This window comes from Amycolatopsis sp. NBC_00355, assembly GCF_036104975.1.
GTDB lineage: Bacteria > Actinomycetota > Actinomycetes > Mycobacteriales > Pseudonocardiaceae > Amycolatopsis.
Window position 1 is genome coordinate 3,430,448 of the sequence record NZ_CP107982.1, and the last position, 22,542, is coordinate 3,452,989.

Below are 22,542 nucleotides of genomic sequence, written 5' to 3' on the forward strand. Positions count from 1 at the left end.
GGTCAGCGGGTTCCGTCGGTGCGTCGGGGCAGCTGCCAGGGGTTGGCCTCCTGCAGGGGTTCGGGCAGCAGGGCGTCCGGGAAGCCCTGCCACGCGATCGGGCGCAGGAAGCGCTCGATCGCCGCGGTGCCGACGGACGTCGTGGTCGGGGCGGTCGTGGCCGGGTACGGGCCGCCGTGCTGCTGGGCCCAGCTCACCGTGACGCCGGTGGGCCAGTCGTTCCACAGCAGCCGGCCGGCGATGCGGGCCAGAGCCGGCAGGACCGGCCGGATCCAGTCCGCGTCGGACTCCTCGCCGTGGATCGTGGCGGTGAGTCCCGGTTCGATGACGTCGAGCAGGCGCAGCAGTTCGGCCTGGTCGGCGTAGGTGACGATCAGCGACGCCGGCCCGAAGCACTCCTGGTGCACGGCCTCGCCGCCCTCGAGGAACTGCTTGCCGGTGGTGGCGAGCAGCGTCGGCGTGAACGCGGGTGCCTCGGACGGCGACGCCGCGACGACGTCGACCCCCGGGACCTCGCGAAGCTTCGCGAGCGTCGAGGCGTACCCGCTCGCGATGCGGTCGTTGAGCATCGGCTGGGCCGCGGCGCCGTCCAGCGCCGAGCGCAGCGTCTCGGTCAGGCCGTGGTCCTCCGGCAGGAACAGCAGGCCCGGCTTGGTGCAGAACTGGCCGGCGCCGAGGGTGAACGACCCGGCGTAGCCCTTCGCGACGGCCTCACCGCGGGCGGCGATCGCGCCCTCGGTGACGACCACCGGGTTCACGCTCCCCAGCTCGCCGTAGAACGGGATCGGCCGCGGCCGCGCGTTGGCGATGTCGAACAACGCGCGCCCGCCCGGGATCGACCCGGTGAACGACGCCGCCGCGATCCGCGGGTCCTGCAGCGCGGTGACGCCCTCGTCCTGGCCGAAGATGACGTTGAACAGGCCGGCCGGGGCGCCCGCCTCGAGCAGCGCCTCACGCACGATCAGGCCGGTCTGCGCGGACAGTTCCGGGTGGCCCGGGTGCGCCTTGAGGATCACCGGGCAGCCCGCGGCCAGCGCGGACGCGGTGTCACCGCCGGCGACGCTGAACGCGAACGGGAAGTTGCTGGCCGCGAACACCAGCACCGGGCCGATCGCGGTCTTGACGCGCCGGATGTCCGGGCGCGGGCCCATCGGCCAGTCGGCGTCGGCGTGGTCGACGGTGGCACCGAGGTACGCGCCGTCGGTGAGGGACTCGGCGAACAGCCGCAGCTGGAACGTCGTGCGCTTCAGCTCGCCGGCCAGCCGCGGGGTGGCGGGCAGGTGGGTCTCGGCGTGGGCCAGCGGGACCAGCTCGCCGGCGGCGGCGTCGAGGGCGTCGGCGACCGCGACCAGCCAGCGGCCGCGTTCGGCCGGGGTGGCCTCCGCGGCGGGGCGGGCGGCTTCGGCGGCGGCCGCCAGGATCTTCTCGAGCGTGGCGGCGTCGGTGGCCTGGCTCATTTCGGGTACAGCTCCTCAGTTCTCGTGGGCGGCGGCGGTGGCGGTGTCCAGGTCGCGCCAGCGGCCCGGACCGGCCAGTCCGAGGTGGTACAGGTGCAGCTCGGCCGCGCCCGCCTTGGCGAGCTCGCCGACGTAGGCGGCGATGTCGGGCACGGGGGCGGCCGCCACGGCGGTGATGTAGCTGCCGATCGCCACCCGCTCCGGCAGGGCTTCCCTGGCCGCGGCGACGGCGTCGGCCCCCGTCGCGGGCACCCAGCCGAACAATACGACGGAATCGGCGTCCTCGATGGCGCCCGGCGTCAGGCCGGGCAGGGCGCCGGTGACCCACGGGTCGAGCGCGCCGTGCAGCACGATCCGGGTGCCCTCGGGCAGCGTGGCCAGCACGGCGGCCCGCAGCGCGTCGGTGGCGTCCTGCCGAGTCCGCAGCAGCGCTTGGGTCAGCGACGGCGGCAGGGCGTCGGCCACGGCGCCGAGGTCGCCGGTGGCGATCAGCCGGCGGACCTCCTCGACGAGCTGGGCCCGGACGGTGTCCGCGTCGACGTCCCACGAAGAAGCGCACGCGTCACAGCAGCAGATCGACAGCAGCCGGGCCACCGCGGGCGCCCAGACGCCGTCGGTCTTCTCGTGCTGGTGCTGGTGCACCGCGCCGAGCGGGCCGCACGCTTCGAGGACCACCGACGACAGGTCGAGCCCGGCGACGGCCTCCGCGGTCATGGCCGCGGCGTACTCGCGCACCGCGGGCTGCGACGGGCACAGCGCCCACGGGTAGACCTCGCCGAAGCAGTTGCGCACGGCGACGTCCGGGTGCTCGTACCCGAGCTGCGAGTTGTGCGTCAGCACGATCCACGCGGCGGCCGGGATCCCGGCTTCGTTGAGCAGCCGGACGGCGTCGCCGCCGGAGTCCTCCGCCGTGGTCCAGTCCGGAGTGGACGGACGCAGCGAGCCCCACGCCGACGGGCGCACCGGCCGGTGGAACGCCGCGTGCCGCGCCACGACGGCCGTGCGCGACGCCGACCAGGGCGTCGCCGCGCGGGTGCTGTGGTACGACAGCGCGACGGCCACCTCGTCGACGCCGAGGCCGCGGGCGCGGTCGAGGAAGCCGTCCTCCAGGACGTCCCACGGGTAGGCGTAGCCGGTCACCTTCACCGGGTCACCACCTCGCCGTGTTCGGCTCGAAACCCTCGACGTACTGGCGCATGTAGGTCACGTCGTCCCGTTTGGTCTGTCCACATCGGACGTAGTTCTCGTGCAGCTTCGCGAGCGCGTCCTCGTCGATCGTGACGCCCAGCCCCGGCGTGGTCGGCACGGCGACGGCGCCCTCGCGGAACTCCAGCACGCCCGGCTCGATGACGTCCTCGACCTTCCACGGCCAGTGCGTGTCGCAGGCGTAGGTCAGGTGCGGGGTCGCCGCGGCGACGTGCACCATCGCGGCCAGGCTGATCCCGAGGTGGCTGTTGGAGTGCATCGACAGGCCGACGCCGAAGCTCTCGCACGTCACCGACAACGACTGGGTGGCGCGCAGACCGCCCCAGAAGTGGTGGTCCGACAGGAGAACGCCGATGGCGCGCGCCCGGAAGCCGGGCTCGACGTCGCCGAAGTTCACCACGCACATGTTGGTGGCCAGCGGCATCGACGCCTGCTCGGCGACGCGGGCCATGCCCTCGATGCCCGGCGTCGGGTCTTCGAGGTACTCCAGGACACCGTCCAGTTCGGACGCGACGCGGATGCCGGTCTCCGGCGTCCACGCGGCGTTCGGGTCGATCCGCAGCGGGTGCCCGGGGAACGCCTCGGCCAGCGCGCGGATCCCGTCGACCTCCTGCGCGGGCTCGTAAACGCCGCCCTTGAGCTTGATCGAGCGGAAGCCGTACTCGTCGATCATCCGCCTCGCCGAGCCGACCAGGGTCTCGGGCGTGGTGATCTCGCCCCAGGAGTCCTCGCGGCCGTCGATGTGCTTGCCGTACTTGTAGAACAGGTACGCGGAGAACTCGACGGCGTCGCGCGCCTTGCCGCCGAGCAGGTCGCTCACCGGGCGGCCGAGCAGGTGCCCCTGCGCGTCCAGGCAGGCGACCTCGAACAGCGAGTACACACTCGCGACGGTCTTGCGGATGGAGAACCCGCCGATCAGCCCGTGCGCGTCGGTCAGCACGGTGCCCGACAGCGCCTGCGCGACGAGCCGCTGCAGGCCGGGCAGGTCGAAGACGTCGTGGCCGCGCAGCCGCGGCAGCACCTTGCGCACCTCGCCGAGGAACGCTTCGTCCCCATAGGACTCCCCGAGCCCGACGATCCCGTCCTCGCACTTGACCTGGACGATGCCGCGCAGCGCGAACGGCTCGTGCACGCCCATGACGTTGAGCAGCGGCGGGTCGGCGAACGCGACCGGGGTCAGCACCACGTCGAGGATCTTCATCAGCTCAGCGCCTTCAGGGTCGTGAAGCCGTCCTCCACGACCTTCTGCAGCCGGTCGATCTGCTCTGGCGTCGGCTCGACCAGCGGCGGCCGGACCGAGCCGACCTTGTCGCCGCGCAGCCGGGCGGCGGCCTTGACCAGCGACACGGCGAAGCCGGGCGACTCGTCGCGCAATGCCACCAGCGGCAGGTAGAACCCGGCCAGCAGGGTGTCCATCGTCGCGTTGTCGCCCTCGGCGAGCGCGCGGTGGAAACGGTGGGCGATCTCCGGCGCGAAGCAGTGCACGGCCGAGGAGTAACGCGCGACGCCGATCGCGGCGTACGCCTTGGCGGACATCTCCGCGGTCGGCAACCCGTTGAAGAACAGGAAGTCCCGCGCGCGGTCGGTGTCGAGCGAGCGGATCGTGGTGACGATCCGGGTCATCACCTCGACGTCGCCGTAGCCGTCCTTGAGCCCGACGACCGAGGGGATGTCGAGCAGCGACGCCGCGGCCGGCGCGGTGAACACGCCGGTGCCGCGGTGGTAGACGATCACCGGCACGGACGTGTCGCCGACGGCGTAGCGGACGAAGTCGACCAAACCCGACTGCGGCCCGGAAACCAGGTACGGCGGCAGCAGCAGGACGCCGTCCGCGCCGCCGGCCTCGGCCGCCGCGACGCCGGCCCGTGCCGACGCGGCGCCGCCACCGGCACCCACCCAGACCGGCACGCGGCCGGCGGCCACCTCACGGGACCTGGCGAGCACCGCGGCGTGCTCGGCGGGCGAGAGCGAGCTGAACTCGCCGGTGCCGCACGCGACGAACAGCGCACCGGCGCCGGCCGCGATGTGGCTCTCCACGTTCTCCGCGAGCGCGTCGAGGTTGACCTCGAGGTCCTCGGTGAACGGGGTGAGGGGGAACGCCAGCAGGCCGTCCAGCTCGATCTCGTTCTGTGCCATCAGTTTCCGCTCTCGTCCTTTTGTCGGTTTCGGCCGTGCTCGGTGCTGCTTCGCGGTGCTGCACCAGGTCCCCCATGTCTCCGTTGTACTCGAGCGGCTTCACTGGCACATGAGCGCAGGAGACGGTGGCATGCGCGGCGGGGGTGCAAGTCCCGACGATATATTCACATCCTTGAACGCGGTCTGTTATAGTGATTATGTTCATCCATAAGAACGTTGTTCGGGACGCTAATATGGCCGGAGTCACAAGTCAACGGCCGGACGGAGGCGCGAAAATGCCGCAAAAGGTGGACAACCCGGCGGCGACCGACGGGGCGCCGGCCGAGTCGTCAGGGGTGAAATCCGCGCGCCGGGCCGTCGATCTGATCGAGACCTTCGCGGCGAACGACGTCTGGCTCTCGCTCTCCGATCTCCACGCGCGCACCGGGTTCCCGCGCTCGTCGCTGCACGGCCTGCTGCGCACGCTCCTGGAAGCCGGCTGGCTGGAGGCGGACGCCAACACCGCCCGCTACCGGCTCGGCGTCCGCGCGCTGATCTGCGGCACGGCCTACCTCGACCGCGACGCCGTCGTCCCGTTCGCCACCGAGGCCCTCGAGCGGATCCGGGAGAAGACCGGGTTCACCGCGCACTTCGCGCGCCGCAACGCCACCGAGGTCGTCTACCTGGAGACGCGGGAGTCGCAGCGCTCCACGCACCTCGTCTCGCGCGTCGGGCGCACGCTGCCCACGCACGCGACCGCGCTGGGCAAGGCCTTGCTGGCCGAACTGACGCACGACGAGATCGAGGCGCTGCTGCCGTCGACGCTGATCCCGCTGACCCCGAACACCATCACCTCGCTCGAAGCCCTGCACGCCGAGTGCGCCGCGACCCGCGAGCGCGGATACGCCGCCGAGATCGAAGAGGGCACGCTGGGCGTCCGGTGCGTCGCCGCGGTGATCCCCTACCGGATCCCGGGCACGGACGCGATCAGCTGCTCGATGCCCATCTCCCAGGTGACCGACGCCGACGCCCAGCGCGTCGGCGAGTTGCTCGCGGAGACCACCGCCGAGCTCGGGCAGCAGCTGCGCCGGGCCGGGATTCGCTGACCGCCGCCCTTACGGAAGGAACTCCATGACGGACCAGCGTGTGCTCATCACCGGGTCGGCGGGGGTCGTCGGCACCCTGATGCGCCCCCGCCTGCGGCGCCCGGGCCGGGTGCTGCGCCTGCTCGACGTGGCCCCGCAGACGGCGTCGGACGCCTCGGAGGAAATCGTGACGGCGTCGGTCACCGACGCGGCGGCGATGGCCTCGGCGTGCGAGGGCGTCGACGCGCTGATCCACCTCGGTGGCCACAGCCGCGAGAACTCGTGGGCCGCCACCCTCGACGTCAACATCGACGGCACCCACACGGTGCTGGAAGCCGCCCGCGAAGCCGGGGTCAAGCGCGTGGTCCTGGCGTCCAGCAACCACGCCGTCGGCTTCCGGCGCAACGACGACGACCTCCCCGCGGACTCCTCGCCGCGCCCGGACACGTACTACGGCGTCAGCAAGGCCGTGATCGAGGCGCTCGGCAGCCTGTACCACTCGCGGTTCGGGATGGACGTCATCGTGATCCGCATCGGCTCGTGCTTCGAGACGCCGTTGCCGCTGGGCCCGCGCGGCCTGACGACGTGGCTCTCCCCCGACGACGGGGCCCGCCTGTTCGAAGCCTGCCTCGCCGCACCGTCACCGGGTTACCGGCTGATCTGGGGCGTCTCGGACAACACCCGCCGGATCTACTCCCTGGCCGAAGCCGAAGCGCTGGGGTACAAGTCCCTGGACGACGCCGAGGTCTACGCGGAGCAGCTGGCTTCCCGCCCGGCTCCCACGGGCGCGGCGGCCGAGTACGTCGGCGGCCCGTTCTGCACCGCCCCCCTCGGCGAGTTCAACCCGCTCTGACCCCACCCACCCGTGGTGGTCCGTGAATGGCCCATTGAGGGACTTGAAGTCCCTCAATGGGCCATTCACGGCTTCACCCACGATCTGGAATGGGTACCGGCCGACCTGCCGGACGCGGCCGCCGAAGAGTGCGGCTACGAGGACTTCGAGCAGTACCGGTACGCGATCGCCCGGCACGTCCGCGAGCAACGTCAGCGCACGGAATGGCGAGGGAGTACGAGTACTTCGTGCACCTCGAAAGCGTCTCTTTCGCCGACACGCTGAAGCGCCCCGAAGTTCTGCTGCGCTGTCGCGAGGGCGTCCGCGAACGGCTCGGCGCCGACGGAACCTGGCGGGCGGCGGCGGAAGACCCGCCCGGGACCGTGTCGCTGCCGGTCACCGAGGCGGAACACGACCGGCTCCGCTGGCAGGTCGCCACTCCCCAGTGGCCGGTGGCCTGGAACGACCTTTCCTACCCCGTCGCCGTGGTTCGCCGCATCCCGGCGTTCGCCGAGGCCCACACGCGGAACCTGCGGTGGGAGCCCGTTCCGCCGGGGCTTCGGCTCGAGGAGATCCCCGAGCACCAGGCGGAAAAGCTGCTGTTCGCGCTCGCGACCGGCGTCCGGCGGGCCCGCCGGACGGACACCGTCGAGTACTTCGGGATCCTGCCCGGCCCGTTCCCCCGGATCGACCTCGACGAGGTCTGTTCCGTGGTCCGGCGCGACAACGGGGTCGAAGAGGTCTACGTCCGCGACGGGCTGTGGGTCCGCTCCGACCAGCTCCGCGATGACTGGCACCGCAACCTGCCCCTCAGCGCCGAGGAGGTCGAGCGGATCACCGCGCGGCTGCCCCGGTCACGCTGCTTCCTGCTCCACGACGGACAGGCCTACCCGCGCGCGGTGGTGCACCTCGACGACGGAACCGAGCGGGTCTTCGGGCGCGACCTCGAGTGGACGGCGTCCGGCCTGCTGGCGAAGGTCGCCGAGCACCCGTACTGGACGGTCGAGGAAGCCGCCCCGGACACCGAAGTCACGCACGCCTTCCAACTGGCCCGGCGGGTGCGCCAGTTCAAGCAACGCCACGTGTGGCAAGGCCACTACCACGGCGTCTTCCGGACGTTCGCGGACGGGCTCGACGTCCGCCGCGCCCACGCCCTGATCCGGGGAAGGGACAGCGCGCGGGCCGAGCGTTACGCCGGCCGCGGCCGCTGGGAGCCCACGACGTTGCTGCGCAGCCTCGAGACCGCCGACTCGTCCGACGAGGACCTCCCGGCCAGCCCGGAGGAAGCGGAAATGCTCATGAGGCTGCTCGACCGACCTGCCCGGAAGTTCACCCCCTGACGTAGCGCGTCAGCATCGCGACCATCTCGTCCTCCAGCCGGGCGACGTCCACCGGCTCGTGGTCGGCCACGAGCTGGTGGACGACCAGCTCGACCGTCGTGACGATCAGCCGCGCCGCCGTCTCGGTGTCGGCGACCCGGACCTCGGGGTGGCCGTCCAGGAGCTCCCGCAGGTAGGTGACCAGGGACAGCTTGAGCCGTTCGACCTTCTCCAGCAGGTGCCGTGACCGCGGCGCCTGCTCCAGCAGCACGCGCAGCAGCCGGGGCTCGTCGAGGTGGGTGTCGATCGCGCCGCGGACGAAGACGCGGAAGACCTCGTCGATCGGGCCGGGCAGCTGCCCGGCCTGGATCTTCGCCGTGGCGGCCGCGCCGTCGTCGAGGTGGCGGAGCAGCAGCTCGGCGAGGATCGCGTCCTTGTTCGGGAAGTACTGGTACAGCGAGCCGATGGAGATCCCGGCCCGCTCGGCGATGCGGTTGGTGGTACCCGCGGCGTACCCGTGCTCGCCGAAAACGTGAGCAGCCGCGGTCAGGATCCGCTGCCGGGTCAGCTCGGCGCGGACCTGACGCGGCTGTTTACGTGGCTGGATGCGGCGCTGGTCCGACGGCACGGCGCTCCCTTCCGCGCGCCTCGAAAGCGAGTAGCGCAAGACCTGAGTATTTGCTCATAATTGTGTCATGACCAGCACAGATACGCTGCACCGAGTCTCCATGGCCGAGGTGCGGGCCCGGCTGGGCGAGCCCGAGGCGATGATCGAGGCCAAGATCGGCGACCACGTCGACCGGCACGCCCGCCGCTTCATCGCCCACTCCCCCTTCCTCACGCCACCGCCGACGCCGCGGGCCGCGCCGACTGCTCACCCCGCGGCGACTACCCCGGCTTCGTGAAGGTGCTCGACGAGCACACGGTCGCGATGCCCGACCGCACCGGCAACAAGATCGCCGACTCCTTCCGCAACATCGCCGAGAACGACCGTGTCGGGATGCTGTTCTTCGTCCCCGGCATGCGGGAAACCCTGCGTGTCAACGGCCGCGCGTACGTCACCGACGACCCCGGCGTGCTCGCCCGGATGCGGACCGAGGCGAAGGAGCCCGACCTGGCCATCGTCGTCGAGGTCGAGCAGGTGTTCTTCCACTGCGGCCGCGCGCTGATCCGGTCCCGGCTCTGGGATCCCGCGAGCCAGGCGCTGGCCGGCGAGCTGCCCTCGGCCGGCGAGATCGTGTCCGACCAGCTCGGCGTGGACGTCGACCCGGCGCAGTTCGAGGCCATGCTCGAAGCCGGCTACCGGAAGCTGTACTGACCCATGCAGAAGACGATCCTCGACCGCGTCGAGCGGGTCGCCGACGACGTCGTTTCCCTGGTCCTGCACGGAGACGAAGGCCCCCTCGAACCGTGGGAGCCGGGCGCGCACATCGATCTCGCGCTGCCGAACTGGCTGACCCGGCAGTACTCGCTGTGCGGCGACCCCGCCGACCTCACGAGCTACCGGATCGCAGTCCGCCACGACCCGCTCAGCCGCGGTGGCTCGGAGTACGTCCACCTGTACCTGCGCCCCGGCCGGACGCTCGAAGTCTCGTTGCCGCGCAACCACTTCCCGCTCGTGCCGGCGCCGGAGTACCTGTTCCTGGCCGGCGGGATCGGGATCACGCCGATGGTGCCGATGCTGCGGGCGGCCGTCACGTCCGGCGCCACGGCGACGCTGGTGTACGCGGGCCGGTCGCTCACGACCATGCCGTTCGCTTCGGAACTCCTTGCCGAGTACGGCGGCCGCGTCCGGCTGTTCCCCACGGCCGAACTCGGCCGGCCGGACTTCGCGGCGCTGGATCCGCGCGCAGAGGTCTACTGCTGCGGCCCGGCGTCGATGCTCGCCGCGGCCGAGGCGGTGTTCCCGCGGGTGCACACCGAACGCTTCCGGCCCACGCGCCGCGTGTTCGGGCCCGACACGGCGTTCGAGGTGGTGTGCGCCCGCTCCGGCGGGACGATCCAGGTGCCGCCGGACGAGTCCCTGCTCGACGCGCTGACCCACGCCGGGCGCCCGGTGCCATCCGGCTGCCGCGAAGGCGTCTGCGGCAGCTGCGAGCTGGCGGTCGTCGACGGCGAACCCGAGCACCGCGACGACATCGGCGCGCCGCCCGGCCGGATGTACGCGTGCGTCTCCCGCGCGGTCTCGCCCCGGCTCGTGCTGGACATCTGATGATCCCGAAGGTCCGCCGCGCGAAGACGCGGAAGATGATCACGCTCGAAGTCCGGGCGAACACGGCGCCGAGCCCGGCGTTCCGAACCGTCACCCTGGGCGGCCCGGAACTGACGGAGTTCGAGCCGGCGGGCGACGACCAGGCCGTCCGGCTGTTCTTCCCCCGCGCCGGGCAGGACGGGCTGCGGATGCCGACCCTGGATCACGAGGGCTGGATGGCCGAGGTGCTGCTGATGCCGAAGAGCCGCCGCCCGTGGGTCCGCAACTACACGATCCGGCGGTCCCGCCCCGGCGAGATCGACATCGAGTTCGCCCTGCACGACGGCGACGCCCCGGCCGCCGAGTGGGCCCGTCGCGCCCGCCCCGGCGACCCGGCCGGGGTCTTCGACCTCGGCGTGAGCTACCTGCCGCCGCCCGGCGTGTCGTGGCAGCTGCTCGCCGGCGACGAGAGCGCGCTGCCCGCGGTCCTGGCGATCCTCGAAGGCGCTCCCGCCGACCTGGTGGCGGAGGTGTTCCTGGAGGTGCCGGCGAAGTCGGACATCCGGGAGGTCGAGGCCCCGCCCGGGGTCCGGGTGCACTGGCTGCCCCGGCAGCAGTCCGGCCGCCCGGGCACGCTCGCGCTACAGGCGGTCCGGGACGCCGACCTGCCGCCCGGACGCGCCTACGCCTGGGTCGCCGGGGAGGCCGCGCTCGCCACCGGCGTGCGCCGCCACCTGGTGCGTGACCGCGGCTGGCCGAAGTCCGACATCGCGTTCCTCGGCTACTGGCGCCACGGCCGCGCCAGCCCGGGCTGACCCGGACGGTCGACTCACGTACCCGGACGGTCGACTCACGTACCTGGAGGGTCGGCCCACGTACCTGCAGAGTCGGTTCGCGTACCTGGAGGGTCGGTTCGCGTACCTGGAGGGTCGGTTCGTGAGCCGACCGCCTGAGTACGCGAGCCGACCCTCTGAGTACGCGAACCGACTGCCTGGGTACGCGGGCCGACCGCCTGGGTACGCGAGGCGACTGTTTGAGGACGTGGGCCGACCCTTCGCGCGGGTACGATCGGGGTCGGCCTCGACGTCGAGGAGGCAGGCGTGGGCGAACTCGGGCTGGCGGACACCAACGGCATCCTCGCGCTGCCCTGGGTCCGCCCGGAACGCACCAGCGAAGGCCTCGGCTGGGATCGCGTCTACCTCTCCAAGCAGCGGGAACGCCCGTACCGCGCGGCATTCGGACCGGCCCGCAGCCACCAGCTGATCCTGCACCTCGACGGGCCCGTGACGGTCCGGCGCGGCGTCGGGACCCCGCGCGAGCGGAGCCGGCGGATGCCCGCCGGCGGGCTGTTCCTGCAGCCGTCGCACGTGGACCTGTCCGTCGAGCTGGGCGGGGAGCTCGACACCGTGCACGTCTACGTCGCCGACGACGCCGTGCAGGAAGCAGCCGGCGGGGACGCGCCCGTGCGGCTCGCCGAGGAGTTCGGCAGCGATCCCCTGCTCGAACAGCTCGTGCTGAGCCTCGACGGCGTCGTCCGCGACTGGGAGCCGGGCGCGCGCACCTACGCCGACCAGCTCGGCGCGCTCGTCGCCGCGCAGCTCGTCCGCCACCACCACGCCGGCCGCGCCCGGGTCCTCGAGCCGGCCCGCGGGCTGTCGGACCACCAGTTCGCGCGGGTGCGCGACCGGATGGCGGACCGGCTGGCCGAGCCGGTGCCGCTGGCCGACCTGGCCGCGCTCGCCGGGCTGAGCGTCAGCCAGTTCTCCCGGCAGTTCAAGGCCCGCACCGGCCTGCCGCCGCACCGGTTCCTGCTGCGGCTGCGCGTCGAGCAGGCCGGGCTGCTGCTGCGCACCGGCACCGACCCGATCGCCGAGATCGCCGTCCGCTGCGGCTTCTCGCACCAGGAGCACCTGACGCGCGTGCTGCGCGCCCAGCTCGGCACCACGCCGGGCGCCCTGCGCCGGGCGGGCTGAGACGCGCGTTTCGTGCCTTGACGCAGCACGAACGTGCAGGACCGGGCCCCGACCGGGCCGGATACTCCCTCGCATGACCTCGTTCAGCTACGCCGCGAACCCCGTCCGGGTGGTCTTCGGCTCCCTCGACGACGTCGGCGCGGAGGCCGACCGGCTGGGACTCGGGCGTGTCCTGCTCGTCGCCGGCCCGCGCTACGGCGACCGGGCCGCGGCCGCCCTCGGCCCCCGGCTGGCCGCGCGCTTCGAGGACGCGGCCATGCACACCCCGGTCGACGTCACCGAGCGCGCGCTGAAGGTCGTCGCCGACCACGGCGTCGACGGCGTCGTCGCGGTCGGTGGCGGCTCGGCCACCGGGCTGGCCAAGGCGATCGCCCTGCGCACCGACCTGCCGCAGCTGATCGTGCCCACGACGTACGCGGGCTCGGAGCTGACTTCGGTGCTCGGTGAGACGGCCGACGGCCGCAAGACCACGCAGCGGTCCCCGAAGGTGCGCCCCGAGGTGGTGCTCTACGACGTCGGCCTGACGCTCTCGCTGCCCGTGGCCACCTCGGCCGCCAGCGGGATCAACGCGCTCGCCCACGCCGTCGAGGCGCGCTACGCCCCGGACGCCAATCCGATGACCGACCTGCTCGCCGCGGAAGCGACGAGGCTGCTCAAGGACGCGCTGCCGCGGATCGTGGCCGACCCGTCCGATGTGGACGCGCGGACCGACGCCCTGCGCGGCGCGTGGCTGGCGGGTTCGTGCCTCGACAGCGTCTCGATGGGCCTGCACCACAAGCTGTGCCACCACCTCGGCGGCAAGTTCGGGCTGCCGCACGCCGAAACCCACGCCGTCCTGCTCCCGCACGTCATGGCGCACCTGGGTCTCGAAGACGCGAACGAGATCTTCGAGCTGACCGCCTCCCTGCCGATCCCGCACTCGCTGGCCGAACTCGGGCTCACCGAGCCCGACATCGCCGGCGAGCCCGAGGAAGACCTGCTGCGCCAGGCCCTGAACGGCACCCGCACGACGGCTGCCCCGGTGCTCACGGCGCTCACGAAACAGGTCGTCGAGAGCTTCGCGGACGCGCCGGACCGCGTCCGCGAGCTGCTCACCGACCTCGTCGAGACGCTGCACGGCTACGCGATCCGCACCGACCTCACCCAGGACGAGTGGGAGTACGCGATCGGGTTCCTGACCCGCACCGGCCAGATTTCGAGCGACACCCGCCAGGAGTTCATCCTGCTGTCGGACACGCTCGGCGTGTCCAGCGTGGTCGACGTCCTGACCAACTCGCGCACACCTGACACCACACCGTCGGCCGTGCTGGGTCCGTTCTACGTCGAAGGCCCGCCGGAGACGCCGCAAGGCGCCGACCTCGCGGCCGGCTTGCCCGGAATTCCACTGTGGACGGACGTCCGGATCACCGACACCCACGGCGCCCCGGTTCCCGAGGCGGTCGTCGACGTCTGGCAGTCCAATGAGGACGGTTTCTACGACGTCCAGCTCCCCGACCTCGACGGCCCGGTGCTGCGGGCGCGCTTCCGCACCGACGCCGACGGCCGGCTGCGGTTCTGGACCATCGTGCCGAGCGCGTACCCGATCCCCGCCGACGGGCCGGTCGGGCAGATGCTCGACGTCGCCGGCCGCCACCCCTACCGGGCGCCGCACGTGCACTTCATGATCGCCAAACCCGGCTACCGGACGCTCATCACGCAGCTGTTCGTCCTCGGCGGCGAATACCTGGACTCCGACACCGTGTTCGGCGTCAAGGACGGCCTGATCGTCGACTTCACCGAGCAGTCCGGGCCCGCCCCGGACGGCCGCGAGCCGGGGCAGTGGCGCCGGCTCGACTTCACTTTCCGCATCCAGCCCGGGAGCACGAGATGAGCTACGACACCGACGTCATAGTGATCGGCAGCGGCCCCGCCGGGGGTTCGGCGGCGTTGCTGCTCGCCACCTACGGCGTCCCCACGGTGCTCGCCACCAAGTACGGCTGGATGGCCAACACGCCCCGCGCGCACATCACCAACCAGCGGACCATGGAGGTCTTCCGCGACCTCGGCGTCGAGGACAAGGCGCTGGCCGTCGGCACCCCGCCGGACCTGATGGGCGACACCGTGCTCTGCACGTCGCTGACCGGGCCGGAGATCGGCCGGATCGCCAGCTGGGGCACCGGCGCCGGGTCGGCGTCGGAGTACACCGCCGCGAGCCCGTGCCACATGATCGACCTGCCGCAGACCTACCTCGAGCCGATCCTGGCGAGCGAAGCCGCCGCGCGCGGCGCGAAACTGCGGCTGGACACCGAGTTCCTCGACTTCACCCAGGACGAGGACGGCGTCACCGCGCGGTTCCTCGACCGCGTGCGCGGTGACGAGTTCTCGTTGCGCGCCAAGTACCTGATCGGGGCCGACGGCGCGCGCAGCCGCGTCGCCGAGCTGGCCGGCCTGCCGATCGCCGGGCAGACCGGCAAGGCGGGCAGCATGAACATCACGTTCACCGCGGACCTCGCGCCGTACGTCGCGCACCGGCCGAGCGTCCTCTACTGGGTGATGCGGCCGGGCGCGCACCTCGGCGGGATCGGGATGGGCCTGGTCCGGATGGTGCGGCCGTGGAACCAGTGGCTGCTGACCTGGGGTTACGACATCGAGCAGGCGCCGCCCGAGGTCGACGTCGAAGAGGCGACGCGGCTGGTGCGCGACCTCGTCGGCGACCCGGACCTCGACGTCGAGATCACCTCGACGTCCCTGTGGACGGTCAACCACAACTACGCGACGGAGTACCGCAACGGCCGGGTGTTCTGCGCCGGGGACGCCGTGCACCGGCACCCGCCGTCCAACGGGCTCGGGTCGAACACGTCCGTCCAGGACTCCTACAACCTGGCGTGGAAGCTCGCGATGGTCGTGCGCGGCGAAGCGGGTGAAGGCCTGTTGGACAGCTACACCGCCGAGCGCGCGCCGGTCGGCAAGCAGATCGTCGACCGGGCGAACCTCAGCCGTGACCAGTTCGGGCCGATCTTCGCCGCGCTCGGCATCGCCGGCGACACGGATTCCGACGGCATCACCGCGGGCCTCGAAACCTGCCTCGCGCCGACGCCCGAGGGCGCGTCGAAACGGCGTGAGCTGGCGAAGGCGATCGAGCTGAAGCACTACGAGTTCAACGCGCACGGCGTCGAGATGGACCAGCGCTACGTCTCCGGCGCGGTGCTGCCCGACGGCGTCGCGCCGACGGATTCCGAGCGCGATCCCGAGCTGTTCCACCGGCCCAGCACCGAGCCGGGCGCGAAGCTGCCGCACGCGTGGCTGGTCGGCGCGCACGGCCGCCGGGTGTCCACTTTGGACCTCGTCGGCGGTGGCCGCTGGACGGTGCTGACCGGCCTGACCGGCGCCGCCTGGGGCGACGCCGCGGCCAAGGTGGGCGCGGAACTGGGCCTCGACCTGCGGACGGTGCGCGTCGGCGACCCGGAGACCCGCGACGCCTACGGCGACTGGTCCCGCCTCAGCGGCATCGCCGAGGACGGCTGCCTGCTGGTCCGCCCGGACGGCTACATCGCCTGGCGCAGCCACACGTCGTCCCCCACGGCGGTCCCCACCCTGCTGGCCGCCCTCCGAGACCTGCTCGACCGCCCGTAACGGGAATCTCGCGTACCTGGAGGGTCGGCTCGCGTATCTGGAGGGTCGGTTCGTGAGCCGACTCCTTGGGTACGCGAGCCGACTCCCTGGGTACGCGAGCCGACTCCCTGGGTACGCGAGCCGACCCTCTGGGTACGCCGGTTACGGGGTCGTGATGCCGGTGAAGGTGACCGGGATCTTCGGCGGGCCGCTGCCGTCGCCCATGCCGGGCTTGGCCGGGTCGACGCCGGCGGTGGCCACCTGGTCGAGCACCGCCAGGCCGGCGTCGTCGATGCTGCCGAACACCGTGTACTCCGGCGGGATCCGGGTGTCCCCGTACACCAGGAAGAACTGGGAGCCGCCCGTGTCGGGTTCGGACGTCTTCGCCATTGCGAGGATGCCGCGGCCGTACGTCAGTTCGGGGAACGTCTCGTCCTTGATCGTGTAGCCGGGGCCGCCGGTGCCGTCGCCGATCGGGTCGCCGCACTGCAGCATCCGCAGCCCGTCCGCCACCGAAAGCCGATGGCACGACGTGCCGTCGTAGAACCCTTGCTCGGCCAGGCTCAGGAAGTTGACCACGGTGCACGGCGCCAGCGCGCGGTCCAGCGTCAGCCCGATGGCGCCGGCGCTGGTCGCGAGCCGCACCGGGATGGTGCCCGACGACGGCGCCGGGCCGTCCGGCGGCAGCGTGGCCTTCTTGGGCGCGGGGGTGCCGGGGGCGGGGGTGAACGCGCACGTGATCGGGTCGGCGAGCGGCCTCGGCCGCTTCGGCAGCGGGACCCGGCCGCCCGCCGCCGGCACCGAGGCGCTCGGCGACGCGATCCTCGCGGGCGGCTGCGAGGAGGACGGCGCCGTCGTGAACCACACGCCGTCCGCGTTGCCCTCCGGCTTCCGGAGGAACCCGGGTTCTCCCCAAGCCAGGAAGGCGAGCACCATCACCACGACCACGACCACCGAGCCGGTGATCAGCACGACGGCCGCCGGCGACGTCTTCTTCGGCGGCCGCGGCGGCTGCCACTGCGGATACCCGTAAGGCGGCCCCGGCTCGCTCATCAGCGCTCCCCTCGTCGAGAGCCCCATTCTGCCGGGAAGACCACCCGTCCGGGTGAGAACGGCCGAGGAACTCCTCCAGCCGGTCGCGCCCGCGGGGACGTTCGACCGCATCGACGGCTAGGGCAGCGGCGGTAGCGCCGGGGTGTCCAGCCAGCGGGTGAAGAACGTCCCCAGTGAGCGGCCCGCGTGCTCCTCCGCCAGCGCGACGAACCCGTCCGTCGTGACCAGTCCGTGCCGGTGTCCGGTCGTCCACGCCTTCAGCAGCGCGAAGAACGCCGGATCCCCGATCTCCGCCCGCAATGCGTGCAGCGTCAGCGCGCCGCGCTTGTAGACGCGCTCGTCGAACATCCGGGCCACGCCGGGGTCGGCGACGCGGACGTCGGCCGGCTTGGCCTTCATCCGGGTGTGCCAGGTGCGCGCCAGGGTCTGCGCCGGCTCGCCGCCCGACTCCTCCGACCACAGCCACTCGGCGTAGGTCGCGAAGCCCTCGTTCAGCCAGATGTGGCGCCAGTCGGCCACCGTCAGGCTGTTGCCGAACCACTGGTGCGCCAGTTCGTGCACTACGAGCCGCTCGTACGTGCGGCGGCCGTCGACGTGGTTGGCGCCGAAGATCGACATGCCCTGCGCTTCGATCGGGTCGTCGAGGTCGTCGTCGGTCACGACGATCTGGTACTCGCCGAACGGGTACGGGCCGAACAGCCGCTGCAGGACCTCCATCATCCGGCCCTGCCGGCCGAAGTCGTGCTCGAACGGCCGGCGCAGCCGCGGCGGCACGGCGGCGCTTTGCGGCACGGTCTCGTGGACCGCTTCCACCTGCCCGCTCGCGCGCCCGATGTCGACGCTCAGCCGGCGCGCGACCGCGCCCATGCGCGAGAACCAGCCCCCGCCGCTCAGGTCGACGTCGTCGTAGCGGCCGATCTGCACGCTCATCAGGTAGGTCGCCGTCGGCTCGTGCCGTTCGAAGACCCACTTCGTCGTGCTGGCCGAGGTGTAGCGGTCGACGAGCTCGCCGGTGACCGCGACCAGGTAGGGCGACGACGTCGTGACGGTGACCCGGTAGGCGGCTTTGTCCGACGGGTGGTCGTTGCAGGGGAACCACGACGGCGCGCCGACCGGCTGGCTCGCCACGAGCGCGCCGTCGGTCAGCTCGTCCCAGCCGACGTCACCCCAGCGGCTCCCCACCGGACGCGGGTTGCCGACGTAGAACACCTCGACGGTGAAACCGCTGCCGGCGGCGATCGCCTTCTGCGGCTTGACGTGCAGCTTCCGCACGCGCTTGAGGTACTTCGCGGGCTTGCCGTCGACCAGCACGCGGTTGATCCGGAACTCGCCGAAGTCGAGGCTGACGCGGGAAAGCGCCTGCGTCGCCTCGGCCGTGATCACCGCCGAAGCCGACAGCCGGTTCGGCGTGACCTTGTAGTCCAGGGTCAGGTCGTAGTGCCGGACCCGGTAACCGCCGTTGCCGTGCGCCGGGAGGTACGAGTCGCCTGAGGTGTCCGCGCCGGGTGCGGGAGCGGAGGCCTTCGAAATCACCCGTTGCGGACCTTTCTTCGTGCGTACCCGGACCAGGCTCGCACGGACGGGTGAGTCGGGCGAGCCAGGTGGGTACTTCGTGACCTTCTACTTACCCGTCCACGCGGAGATCGGGTTGCCGAGCCAGCGGGAGTCGGGCGGCACCTCGTCGCCGCGGGTCACCAGGGACCCGGGGCCGACCGTGGTGCGCGCGCCGATGCTCGCGCCCGGCAGCACGATGCCGTGCGGGCCGAGCGTCGCGCCCTCGTCGAGGGTCACCCGCGACATGCTCATGATCCGGTCGTGGAACAGGTGCGTCTGCACCACGCAGCCGCGGTTGATCGTCGCGCCGTCGCCCAGCTCGACGAGGTCGGCCTCGGGCAGCCAGTACGTCTCCAGCCACACACCGCGGCCGATCTTGACGCCCATCGTGCGCAGCCAGGCCGCCAGCAGCGGGGTGCCGCCGAGGGACCCGATCAGCCACGGCACGGCCAGCGTCTCGACGAAGGTGTCGGCGAGCTCGTTGCGCCAGACGAACGAGCTCCACAGCGGGTGGTCGACTTCGCGGAACTTCCCGACCAGCAGCCACTTCATCACGGTCGCGGTCAGCGCCGCGACGATCCCGGCGGCCAGCAGGGCGGGCCCGGCGAGCAGCACGGCGACGCCGAAGCCGAAGGTCGAGGCCGCCCACAGCAGGCCGAACGCGACCGTGACGCTCAGCGCGACCCCGCACATGACCGGGATGATCCGGCACAGTTCGACCAGCGCCCGCGCCGCTTTGAGGTGCAGCGCCGGGGTGTAGGTGCGGCTCGTGTCGGCGTCGCCGATCGCGCGGCGGACCGGCAGCGGCGGCATGCCGAGGTACGACGAGCCCTTCTTCGCCCGCAGCGGCGTCGAGGACAGGACGCCGACGAGCCCGCGCTTGGGTACCGAACGGCCGGGCGCGGTCATCCCCGAGTTGCCGAGGAAGGCCTGCTTGCCGATCCGGGCCGGGGCGACGTGCAGCCAGCCGTGGCCGAGCTCGTAGGTGGCCACCATGGTGTCGTCGGCCAGGAACGCGCCGCTGTCGACCTGGGTCATCTTCGGCAGCGCGAGCACCGTCGACGCCTCGACGTTGCGCCCCACCTTCGCGCCGAGCAGCCGCAGCCACACCGGCGTGAACAGGCTGGCGTACAACGGGAACAGGCCTTCGCGGGCCATGCTCATCAGCCGCTCGGTGGCCCAGACCTGCCACGCGACGCGGCCGTGGACCGGGTGGTAACCCTCGACCATGCCGATGCTCAGGGACCGGACGCCGACGAGCACGAACAGCATGTAGGTCAGGAAGTACGCGGCGGTCGCGACCGGCACGAAGAGCAGCGCCTGGGTGAACGCGGCCGGCAGCGTCGGCGCGCCGGCGATCGCGTAACCCAGCACCGCCACGCCCGGGAGCGCGGCGAGGCCCGGCAGGAAGCCGAGGATCACCGAGGTCACGCCGTACACGGTCGCCCAGAAGTGCGACCGCGGCGGGCGGCTCGACGGCCACTTCAGCGCGTCCTTCGCGTCCTTGCCGTCCTTGCCGACGGGGGCGGCGGGCGAACCGGCCCAGTGCTGGCCGGCCTTCACCGCGCCGCGGACGGTCGACCCGGCCGCGATCTCCGCGCCCTTGCCGATGCGGACGCCGGAGAACAGCGTGCTGCGCGCGCCGATCCGGGCCTCCGCGCCGATGCGGACCTTGCCGATGTGCACGCGGTCGCCGTCGACCCAGTGGCCGGACAGGTCGACCTCGGGCTCGACGGCGGCGCCGCGGCCCAGTTTGAGGAAGCCGGTGACCGGCGGCGGCGAGTGCAGGTCGACGTCCTTGGCGATGCGCGCGCCGAGAGCCTTGGCGTAGGTCGTCATCCAGGACGCGCCGGCGACGCTGTCCGCGCCGGAGAACTCGGCGAGCTTCTCGGCCGTCCACAGGCGCAGGTGGACGCTGCCCCCACGCGGGTAGGTACCGGGCCGCACGCCGGACAGCAGCACGCGGGCGCCGCCCGCGGCGATCGCGATCCGCCCGGCCGGGCTGAACAGCACGGCCCAGGCCAGCACGAGCCACGCCCAGTTCAGCGTCGGCGCCCAGGCGAGCCCGAGCAGGGACAGGACGTTCGACAGCGCGGCGGCGAGGGTCGCCCAGCGCAGGCCGACCAGCCCCATCAGCGGGACCATCAGCAGCGTCTGGATCACCCCGGCACGGCGCTTGGTCGGCGCGATGTCCCGGCGTTCGGTGGCCTGGCCGCTCAGCGCGTCCAGCATCGCGGCCAGCGCGCCCAGCTTCGGGTAGGAGTAGATGTCGGCGACCGACACCTGCGGGTGCCGGGTGCGGATCCGCGCGACGACCTGGGCGGCGGTCAGGCTGCCGCCGCCGTGGGTGAAGAAGTCGGCCTTCGGGTCGTCGACCGACACCCCGAGGATCTCGGCCCAGCCCTCGGCGAGCCACGCCTGGGTCGGGGACAGCCCGGCCGCGTCCACTGTGGACAGTGGCCACGGGAGGGCGTTGCGGTCGACCTTGCCGGAAGTGCGGGTGGGCAGGTCTTCGACGACGGCGAGCAGCGGCACCAGCGCGGCGGGCAGGTGCTCGCGCAGCCGGGTCGCGGCCTCGTCGTGCCGGAAAGTCACGCCCGGCGCCGGGACGACGTACCCGACGAGAACCTGGTTGCCCGCCTTGGTGCGGCGGATCGCGGCGGCCGCGCCCTGCACGCCCGGCAGGGCCTGCAGCGCGGCGTCGACCTCGCCCAGCTCGATGCGGCGGCCGCCGAGCTTGACCTGCTCGTCGAGCCGGCCGAGGAACAGCAGGCCGTCGGCTTCGGCGCGGACCATGTCACCCGAGCGGTAGGCGCGCTGCCAGCCCAGCGACGGCAGGGCCGCGAACTTCTCGGCGTCCTTCTCCGCGTCGAGGTAGCGGGCCAGGCCGACGCCGCCGATGACGAGCTCGCCGGTCTCGCCCATGGCGACCGGCTGCCCCTCGTCGTTGACCACGGCCAGCTGCCAGCCCGAAAGGGGCAGGCCGATCCGGACCGGGCCTTCGCCGGTCAGCTGCGCGGCGCAGGCGACGACGGTGGCTTCGGTGGGACCGTAGGTGTTCCAGACCTCGCGGCCTTCGACGGCGACGCGCTCGGCCAGCTCCGGCGGGCACGCTTCGCCGCCGAAGATGAGCAGGCGGACGTCTTCGAGCGCGTCGGCGGGCCACAGCGCGGCCAGCGTCGGCACGGTGGAGACCACGGTGATGCTCTGCGCGACCAGCCACGGGCCGAGGTCGACGCCGGTGCGGACCAGCGCGCGCGGCGCCGGCACCAGGCAGGCGCCGTGGCGCCAGGCCAGCCACATCTCTTCGCAGGAGGCGTCGAAGGCGACGCTCAACCCGGCCAGCACGCGGTCGCCCGGGCCGATCGGCTCCTCGGTGAGGAAGAGCTCGGCCTCGGCGTCGACGAACGCGGCGGCGGAGGCGTGCGTGACCGCGACGCCCTTGGGCTTGCCGGTGGAGCCGGAGGTGAAGATGATCCAGGCGTCGTCGGCCGGGCCGGGGACACCCTCGCGGCCACCAGGTGTGCTGTGGACGTTGATCTTGCCGTCGGTGGCGACCGCCGCGACCTGGGCCTCTTCGAAGACGAGCTCGGCGCGCTCGTCCGGGTCGTCCGCGTCGACCGGCACGTAGGCGGCGCCGACGGACAGGGTGGCGAGGATCGCGACGTACAGCTCGGCGGTGCCGGAGGAGATCCGGATGCCGACGCGGTCCCCGACGCCGACGCCGTACCCGCGCAGGCGGCGGCCGTAGACGTCGATCTCTTCGAGGAGCCGGCGGTAGGTCAGGGTGGTGGTGCCGTCGTCGATCGCGGCGGCGTTGGGGTGGCGCTCGGCCGTGGCGGCGAGGACGTCGAGCAGCGTGCGCTCGCTCGCGCCGAGCCCGGACCAGAAGAGAGCACGGTCGGCGACGGGGGACGTCGACGGCGCGTGGGTCACCTCGGCGACGCAGGGCAGCGGCGCGGTCATTTCCGAAGCGGATTCAGCCGGTTCTACCGTGACGGTCATCGCCCGGACACCCCGAGCGTGACGAAGACGTGCAGCAACGAACTATGGGCGCGCAAGCCCATCACTCACCTTCCGCGAGCCTCTATCGGGCTTGCACTCCGGAATGAGGCGCCCGCAACGACCCTCAACCATACTCGCGGATCAAGGAAAGATATCTCCCG

General features: G+C 72.4%; 18 protein-coding genes. 10 read left to right on the top strand and 8 right to left on the bottom strand.

Annotation, left to right across the window (positions count from 1 at the left end; all coding sequences use genetic code 11):
- Window positions 1–2: 2 nt before the first annotated feature.
- From OHS18_RS14660 to OHS18_RS14675, 4 genes are read right to left on the bottom strand one after another with little or no spacing between them, the layout of a single operon-like run.
- Entirely contained in the window at window positions 3–1,457 is a 1,455-nt protein-coding gene (locus tag OHS18_RS14660; protein WP_328617429.1) for an aldehyde dehydrogenase (NADP(+)), read from the bottom strand.
- A gap of 15 nt (window positions 1,458–1,472) precedes the next feature.
- Window positions 1,473–2,603, bottom strand: coding sequence for a hypothetical protein (locus OHS18_RS14665; protein ID WP_328452428.1), 1,131 nt, complete (start codon window positions 2,601–2,603; stop codon window positions 1,473–1,475).
- 4 nt (window positions 2,604–2,607) lie between these two features.
- A complete protein-coding gene (locus OHS18_RS14670) occupies window positions 2,608–3,864 on the bottom strand; it encodes a glucarate dehydratase family protein (RefSeq protein ID WP_328617430.1) in 1,257 nt (418 codons plus the stop codon).
- On the bottom strand, window positions 3,864–4,799 hold the full coding sequence (locus OHS18_RS14675; RefSeq protein ID WP_328452424.1) for a 5-dehydro-4-deoxyglucarate dehydratase: 936 nt from the start codon (window positions 4,797–4,799) through the stop codon (window positions 3,864–3,866). The genes OHS18_RS14670 and OHS18_RS14675 overlap by 1 nt, the downstream gene beginning before the upstream one ends.
- A 275-nt stretch (window positions 4,800–5,074) precedes the next feature.
- On the opposite strand from OHS18_RS14675, the gene OHS18_RS14680 reads away from it, so the two are divergent.
- The 3 genes from OHS18_RS14680 to OHS18_RS14690 all read left to right on the top strand — a co-directional run bounded on the left by OHS18_RS14680 (window position 5,075) and on the right by OHS18_RS14690 (window position 8,035).
- The gene (locus tag OHS18_RS14680) at window positions 5,075–5,884 is read left to right on the top strand and encodes an IclR family transcriptional regulator (RefSeq protein WP_328452422.1); all 810 of its coding nucleotides are present in this window, start codon (window positions 5,075–5,077) and stop codon (window positions 5,882–5,884) included.
- Window positions 5,885–5,909: 25 nt separating this feature from the next.
- Complete coding sequence (locus tag OHS18_RS14685; protein WP_328617431.1) at window positions 5,910–6,716, top strand: NAD-dependent epimerase/dehydratase family protein; 807 nt, start codon at window positions 5,910–5,912, stop codon at window positions 6,714–6,716.
- A gap of 203 nt (window positions 6,717–6,919) precedes the next feature.
- On the top strand, window positions 6,920–8,035 hold the full coding sequence (locus OHS18_RS14690) for a hypothetical protein (RefSeq protein WP_328617432.1): 1,116 nt from the start codon (window positions 6,920–6,922) through the stop codon (window positions 8,033–8,035).
- Here the strand turns inward: OHS18_RS14690 and OHS18_RS14695 are convergent.
- Window positions 8,025–8,642 (bottom strand): TetR/AcrR family transcriptional regulator, encoded by a 618-nt coding sequence (locus OHS18_RS14695; RefSeq protein WP_328452409.1) that lies wholly within the window; start codon window positions 8,640–8,642, stop codon window positions 8,025–8,027. The genes OHS18_RS14690 and OHS18_RS14695 overlap by 11 nt on opposite strands.
- Window positions 8,643–8,709: 67 nt before the next feature.
- Here OHS18_RS14695 and OHS18_RS14700 point away from each other — a divergent pair, with 67 nt between their 5' ends.
- The 7 genes from OHS18_RS14700 to OHS18_RS14730 all read left to right on the top strand — a co-directional run bounded on the left by OHS18_RS14700 (window position 8,710) and on the right by OHS18_RS14730 (window position 15,790).
- Window positions 8,710–8,919 carry a hypothetical protein gene (locus OHS18_RS14700; protein ID WP_328617433.1) on the top strand — a complete coding sequence of 70 codons (210 nt, stop codon included), beginning with the start codon at window positions 8,710–8,712 and terminating at the stop codon, window positions 8,917–8,919.
- Window positions 8,916–9,332: a pyridoxamine 5'-phosphate oxidase family protein gene (locus OHS18_RS14705; protein ID WP_328617434.1), complete on the top strand. Its 417-nt coding sequence runs from the start codon at window positions 8,916–8,918 to the stop codon at window positions 9,330–9,332. The genes OHS18_RS14700 and OHS18_RS14705 overlap by 4 nt, the downstream gene beginning before the upstream one ends.
- 3 nt (window positions 9,333–9,335) lie before the next feature.
- Window positions 9,336–10,226, top strand: coding sequence for a PDR/VanB family oxidoreductase (locus OHS18_RS14710; protein ID WP_328617435.1), 891 nt, complete (start codon window positions 9,336–9,338; stop codon window positions 10,224–10,226).
- The gene (locus OHS18_RS14715) at window positions 10,226–11,020 is read left to right on the top strand and encodes a siderophore-interacting protein (RefSeq protein WP_328617436.1); all 795 of its coding nucleotides are present in this window, start codon (window positions 10,226–10,228) and stop codon (window positions 11,018–11,020) included. The genes OHS18_RS14710 and OHS18_RS14715 overlap by 1 nt, the downstream gene beginning before the upstream one ends.
- A gap of 285 nt (window positions 11,021–11,305) precedes the next feature.
- Entirely contained in the window at window positions 11,306–12,178 is an 873-nt protein-coding gene (locus OHS18_RS14720; protein ID WP_328617437.1) for an AraC family transcriptional regulator, read from the top strand.
- A gap of 73 nt (window positions 12,179–12,251) precedes the next feature.
- The gene (locus OHS18_RS14725) at window positions 12,252–14,048 is read left to right on the top strand and encodes a maleylacetate reductase and hydroxyquinol 1,2-dioxygenase domain-containing protein (RefSeq protein WP_328617438.1); all 1,797 of its coding nucleotides are present in this window, start codon (window positions 12,252–12,254) and stop codon (window positions 14,046–14,048) included.
- Complete coding sequence (locus tag OHS18_RS14730; RefSeq protein ID WP_328617439.1) at window positions 14,045–15,790, top strand: FAD-dependent monooxygenase; 1,746 nt, start codon at window positions 14,045–14,047, stop codon at window positions 15,788–15,790. Before OHS18_RS14725 ends, OHS18_RS14730 begins: the two co-directional genes overlap by 4 nt.
- Window positions 15,791–15,931: 141 nt before the next feature.
- Here OHS18_RS14730 and OHS18_RS14735 read toward each other — a convergent pair whose 3' ends face one another.
- The 3 genes from OHS18_RS14735 to OHS18_RS14745 all read right to left on the bottom strand — a co-directional run bounded on the left by OHS18_RS14735 (window position 15,932) and on the right by OHS18_RS14745 (window position 22,381).
- A complete protein-coding gene (locus OHS18_RS14735; RefSeq protein WP_328452395.1) occupies window positions 15,932–16,822 on the bottom strand; it encodes a peptidylprolyl isomerase in 891 nt (296 codons plus the stop codon).
- A gap of 117 nt (window positions 16,823–16,939) precedes the next feature.
- Entirely contained in the window at window positions 16,940–18,355 is a 1,416-nt protein-coding gene (locus tag OHS18_RS14740) for a M1 family metallopeptidase (protein ID WP_328617440.1), read from the bottom strand.
- Window positions 18,356–18,442: 87 nt separating this feature from the next.
- The gene (locus OHS18_RS14745; protein WP_328452393.1) at window positions 18,443–22,381 is read right to left on the bottom strand and encodes a Pls/PosA family non-ribosomal peptide synthetase; all 3,939 of its coding nucleotides are present in this window, start codon (window positions 22,379–22,381) and stop codon (window positions 18,443–18,445) included.
- Window positions 22,382–22,542 lie beyond the last annotated feature (161 nt).

Coding starts and splice junctions, on each gene's coding strand:
- OHS18_RS14670 (WP_328617430.1), bottom strand. CDS start 3,864: ATGAAGATCCTCGACGTGGTGCTGACCCCGGTCGCGTTCGCCGACCCG.
- OHS18_RS14725 (WP_328617438.1), top strand. CDS start 12,252: ATGACCTCGTTCAGCTACGCCGCGAACCCCGTCCGGGTGGTCTTCGGC.
- OHS18_RS14675 (WP_328452424.1), bottom strand. CDS start 4,799: ATGGCACAGAACGAGATCGAGCTGGACGGCCTGCTGGCGTTCCCCCTC.
- OHS18_RS14700 (WP_328617433.1), top strand. CDS start 8,710: ATGACCAGCACAGATACGCTGCACCGAGTCTCCATGGCCGAGGTGCGG.
- OHS18_RS14685 (WP_328617431.1), top strand. CDS start 5,910: ATGACGGACCAGCGTGTGCTCATCACCGGGTCGGCGGGGGTCGTCGGC.
- OHS18_RS14680 (WP_328452422.1), top strand. CDS start 5,075: ATGCCGCAAAAGGTGGACAACCCGGCGGCGACCGACGGGGCGCCGGCC.
- OHS18_RS14745 (WP_328452393.1), bottom strand. CDS start 22,381: ATGACCGTCACGGTAGAACCGGCTGAATCCGCTTCGGAAATGACCGCG.
- OHS18_RS14690 (WP_328617432.1), top strand. CDS start 6,920: ATGGCGAGGGAGTACGAGTACTTCGTGCACCTCGAAAGCGTCTCTTTC.
- OHS18_RS14735 (WP_328452395.1), bottom strand. CDS start 16,822: ATGAGCGAGCCGGGGCCGCCTTACGGGTATCCGCAGTGGCAGCCGCCG.
- OHS18_RS14660 (WP_328617429.1), bottom strand. CDS start 1,457: ATGAGCCAGGCCACCGACGCCGCCACGCTCGAGAAGATCCTGGCGGCC.
- OHS18_RS14715 (WP_328617436.1), top strand. CDS start 10,226: ATGATCCCGAAGGTCCGCCGCGCGAAGACGCGGAAGATGATCACGCTC.
- OHS18_RS14710 (WP_328617435.1), top strand. CDS start 9,336: ATGCAGAAGACGATCCTCGACCGCGTCGAGCGGGTCGCCGACGACGTC.
- OHS18_RS14730 (WP_328617439.1), top strand. CDS start 14,045: ATGAGCTACGACACCGACGTCATAGTGATCGGCAGCGGCCCCGCCGGG.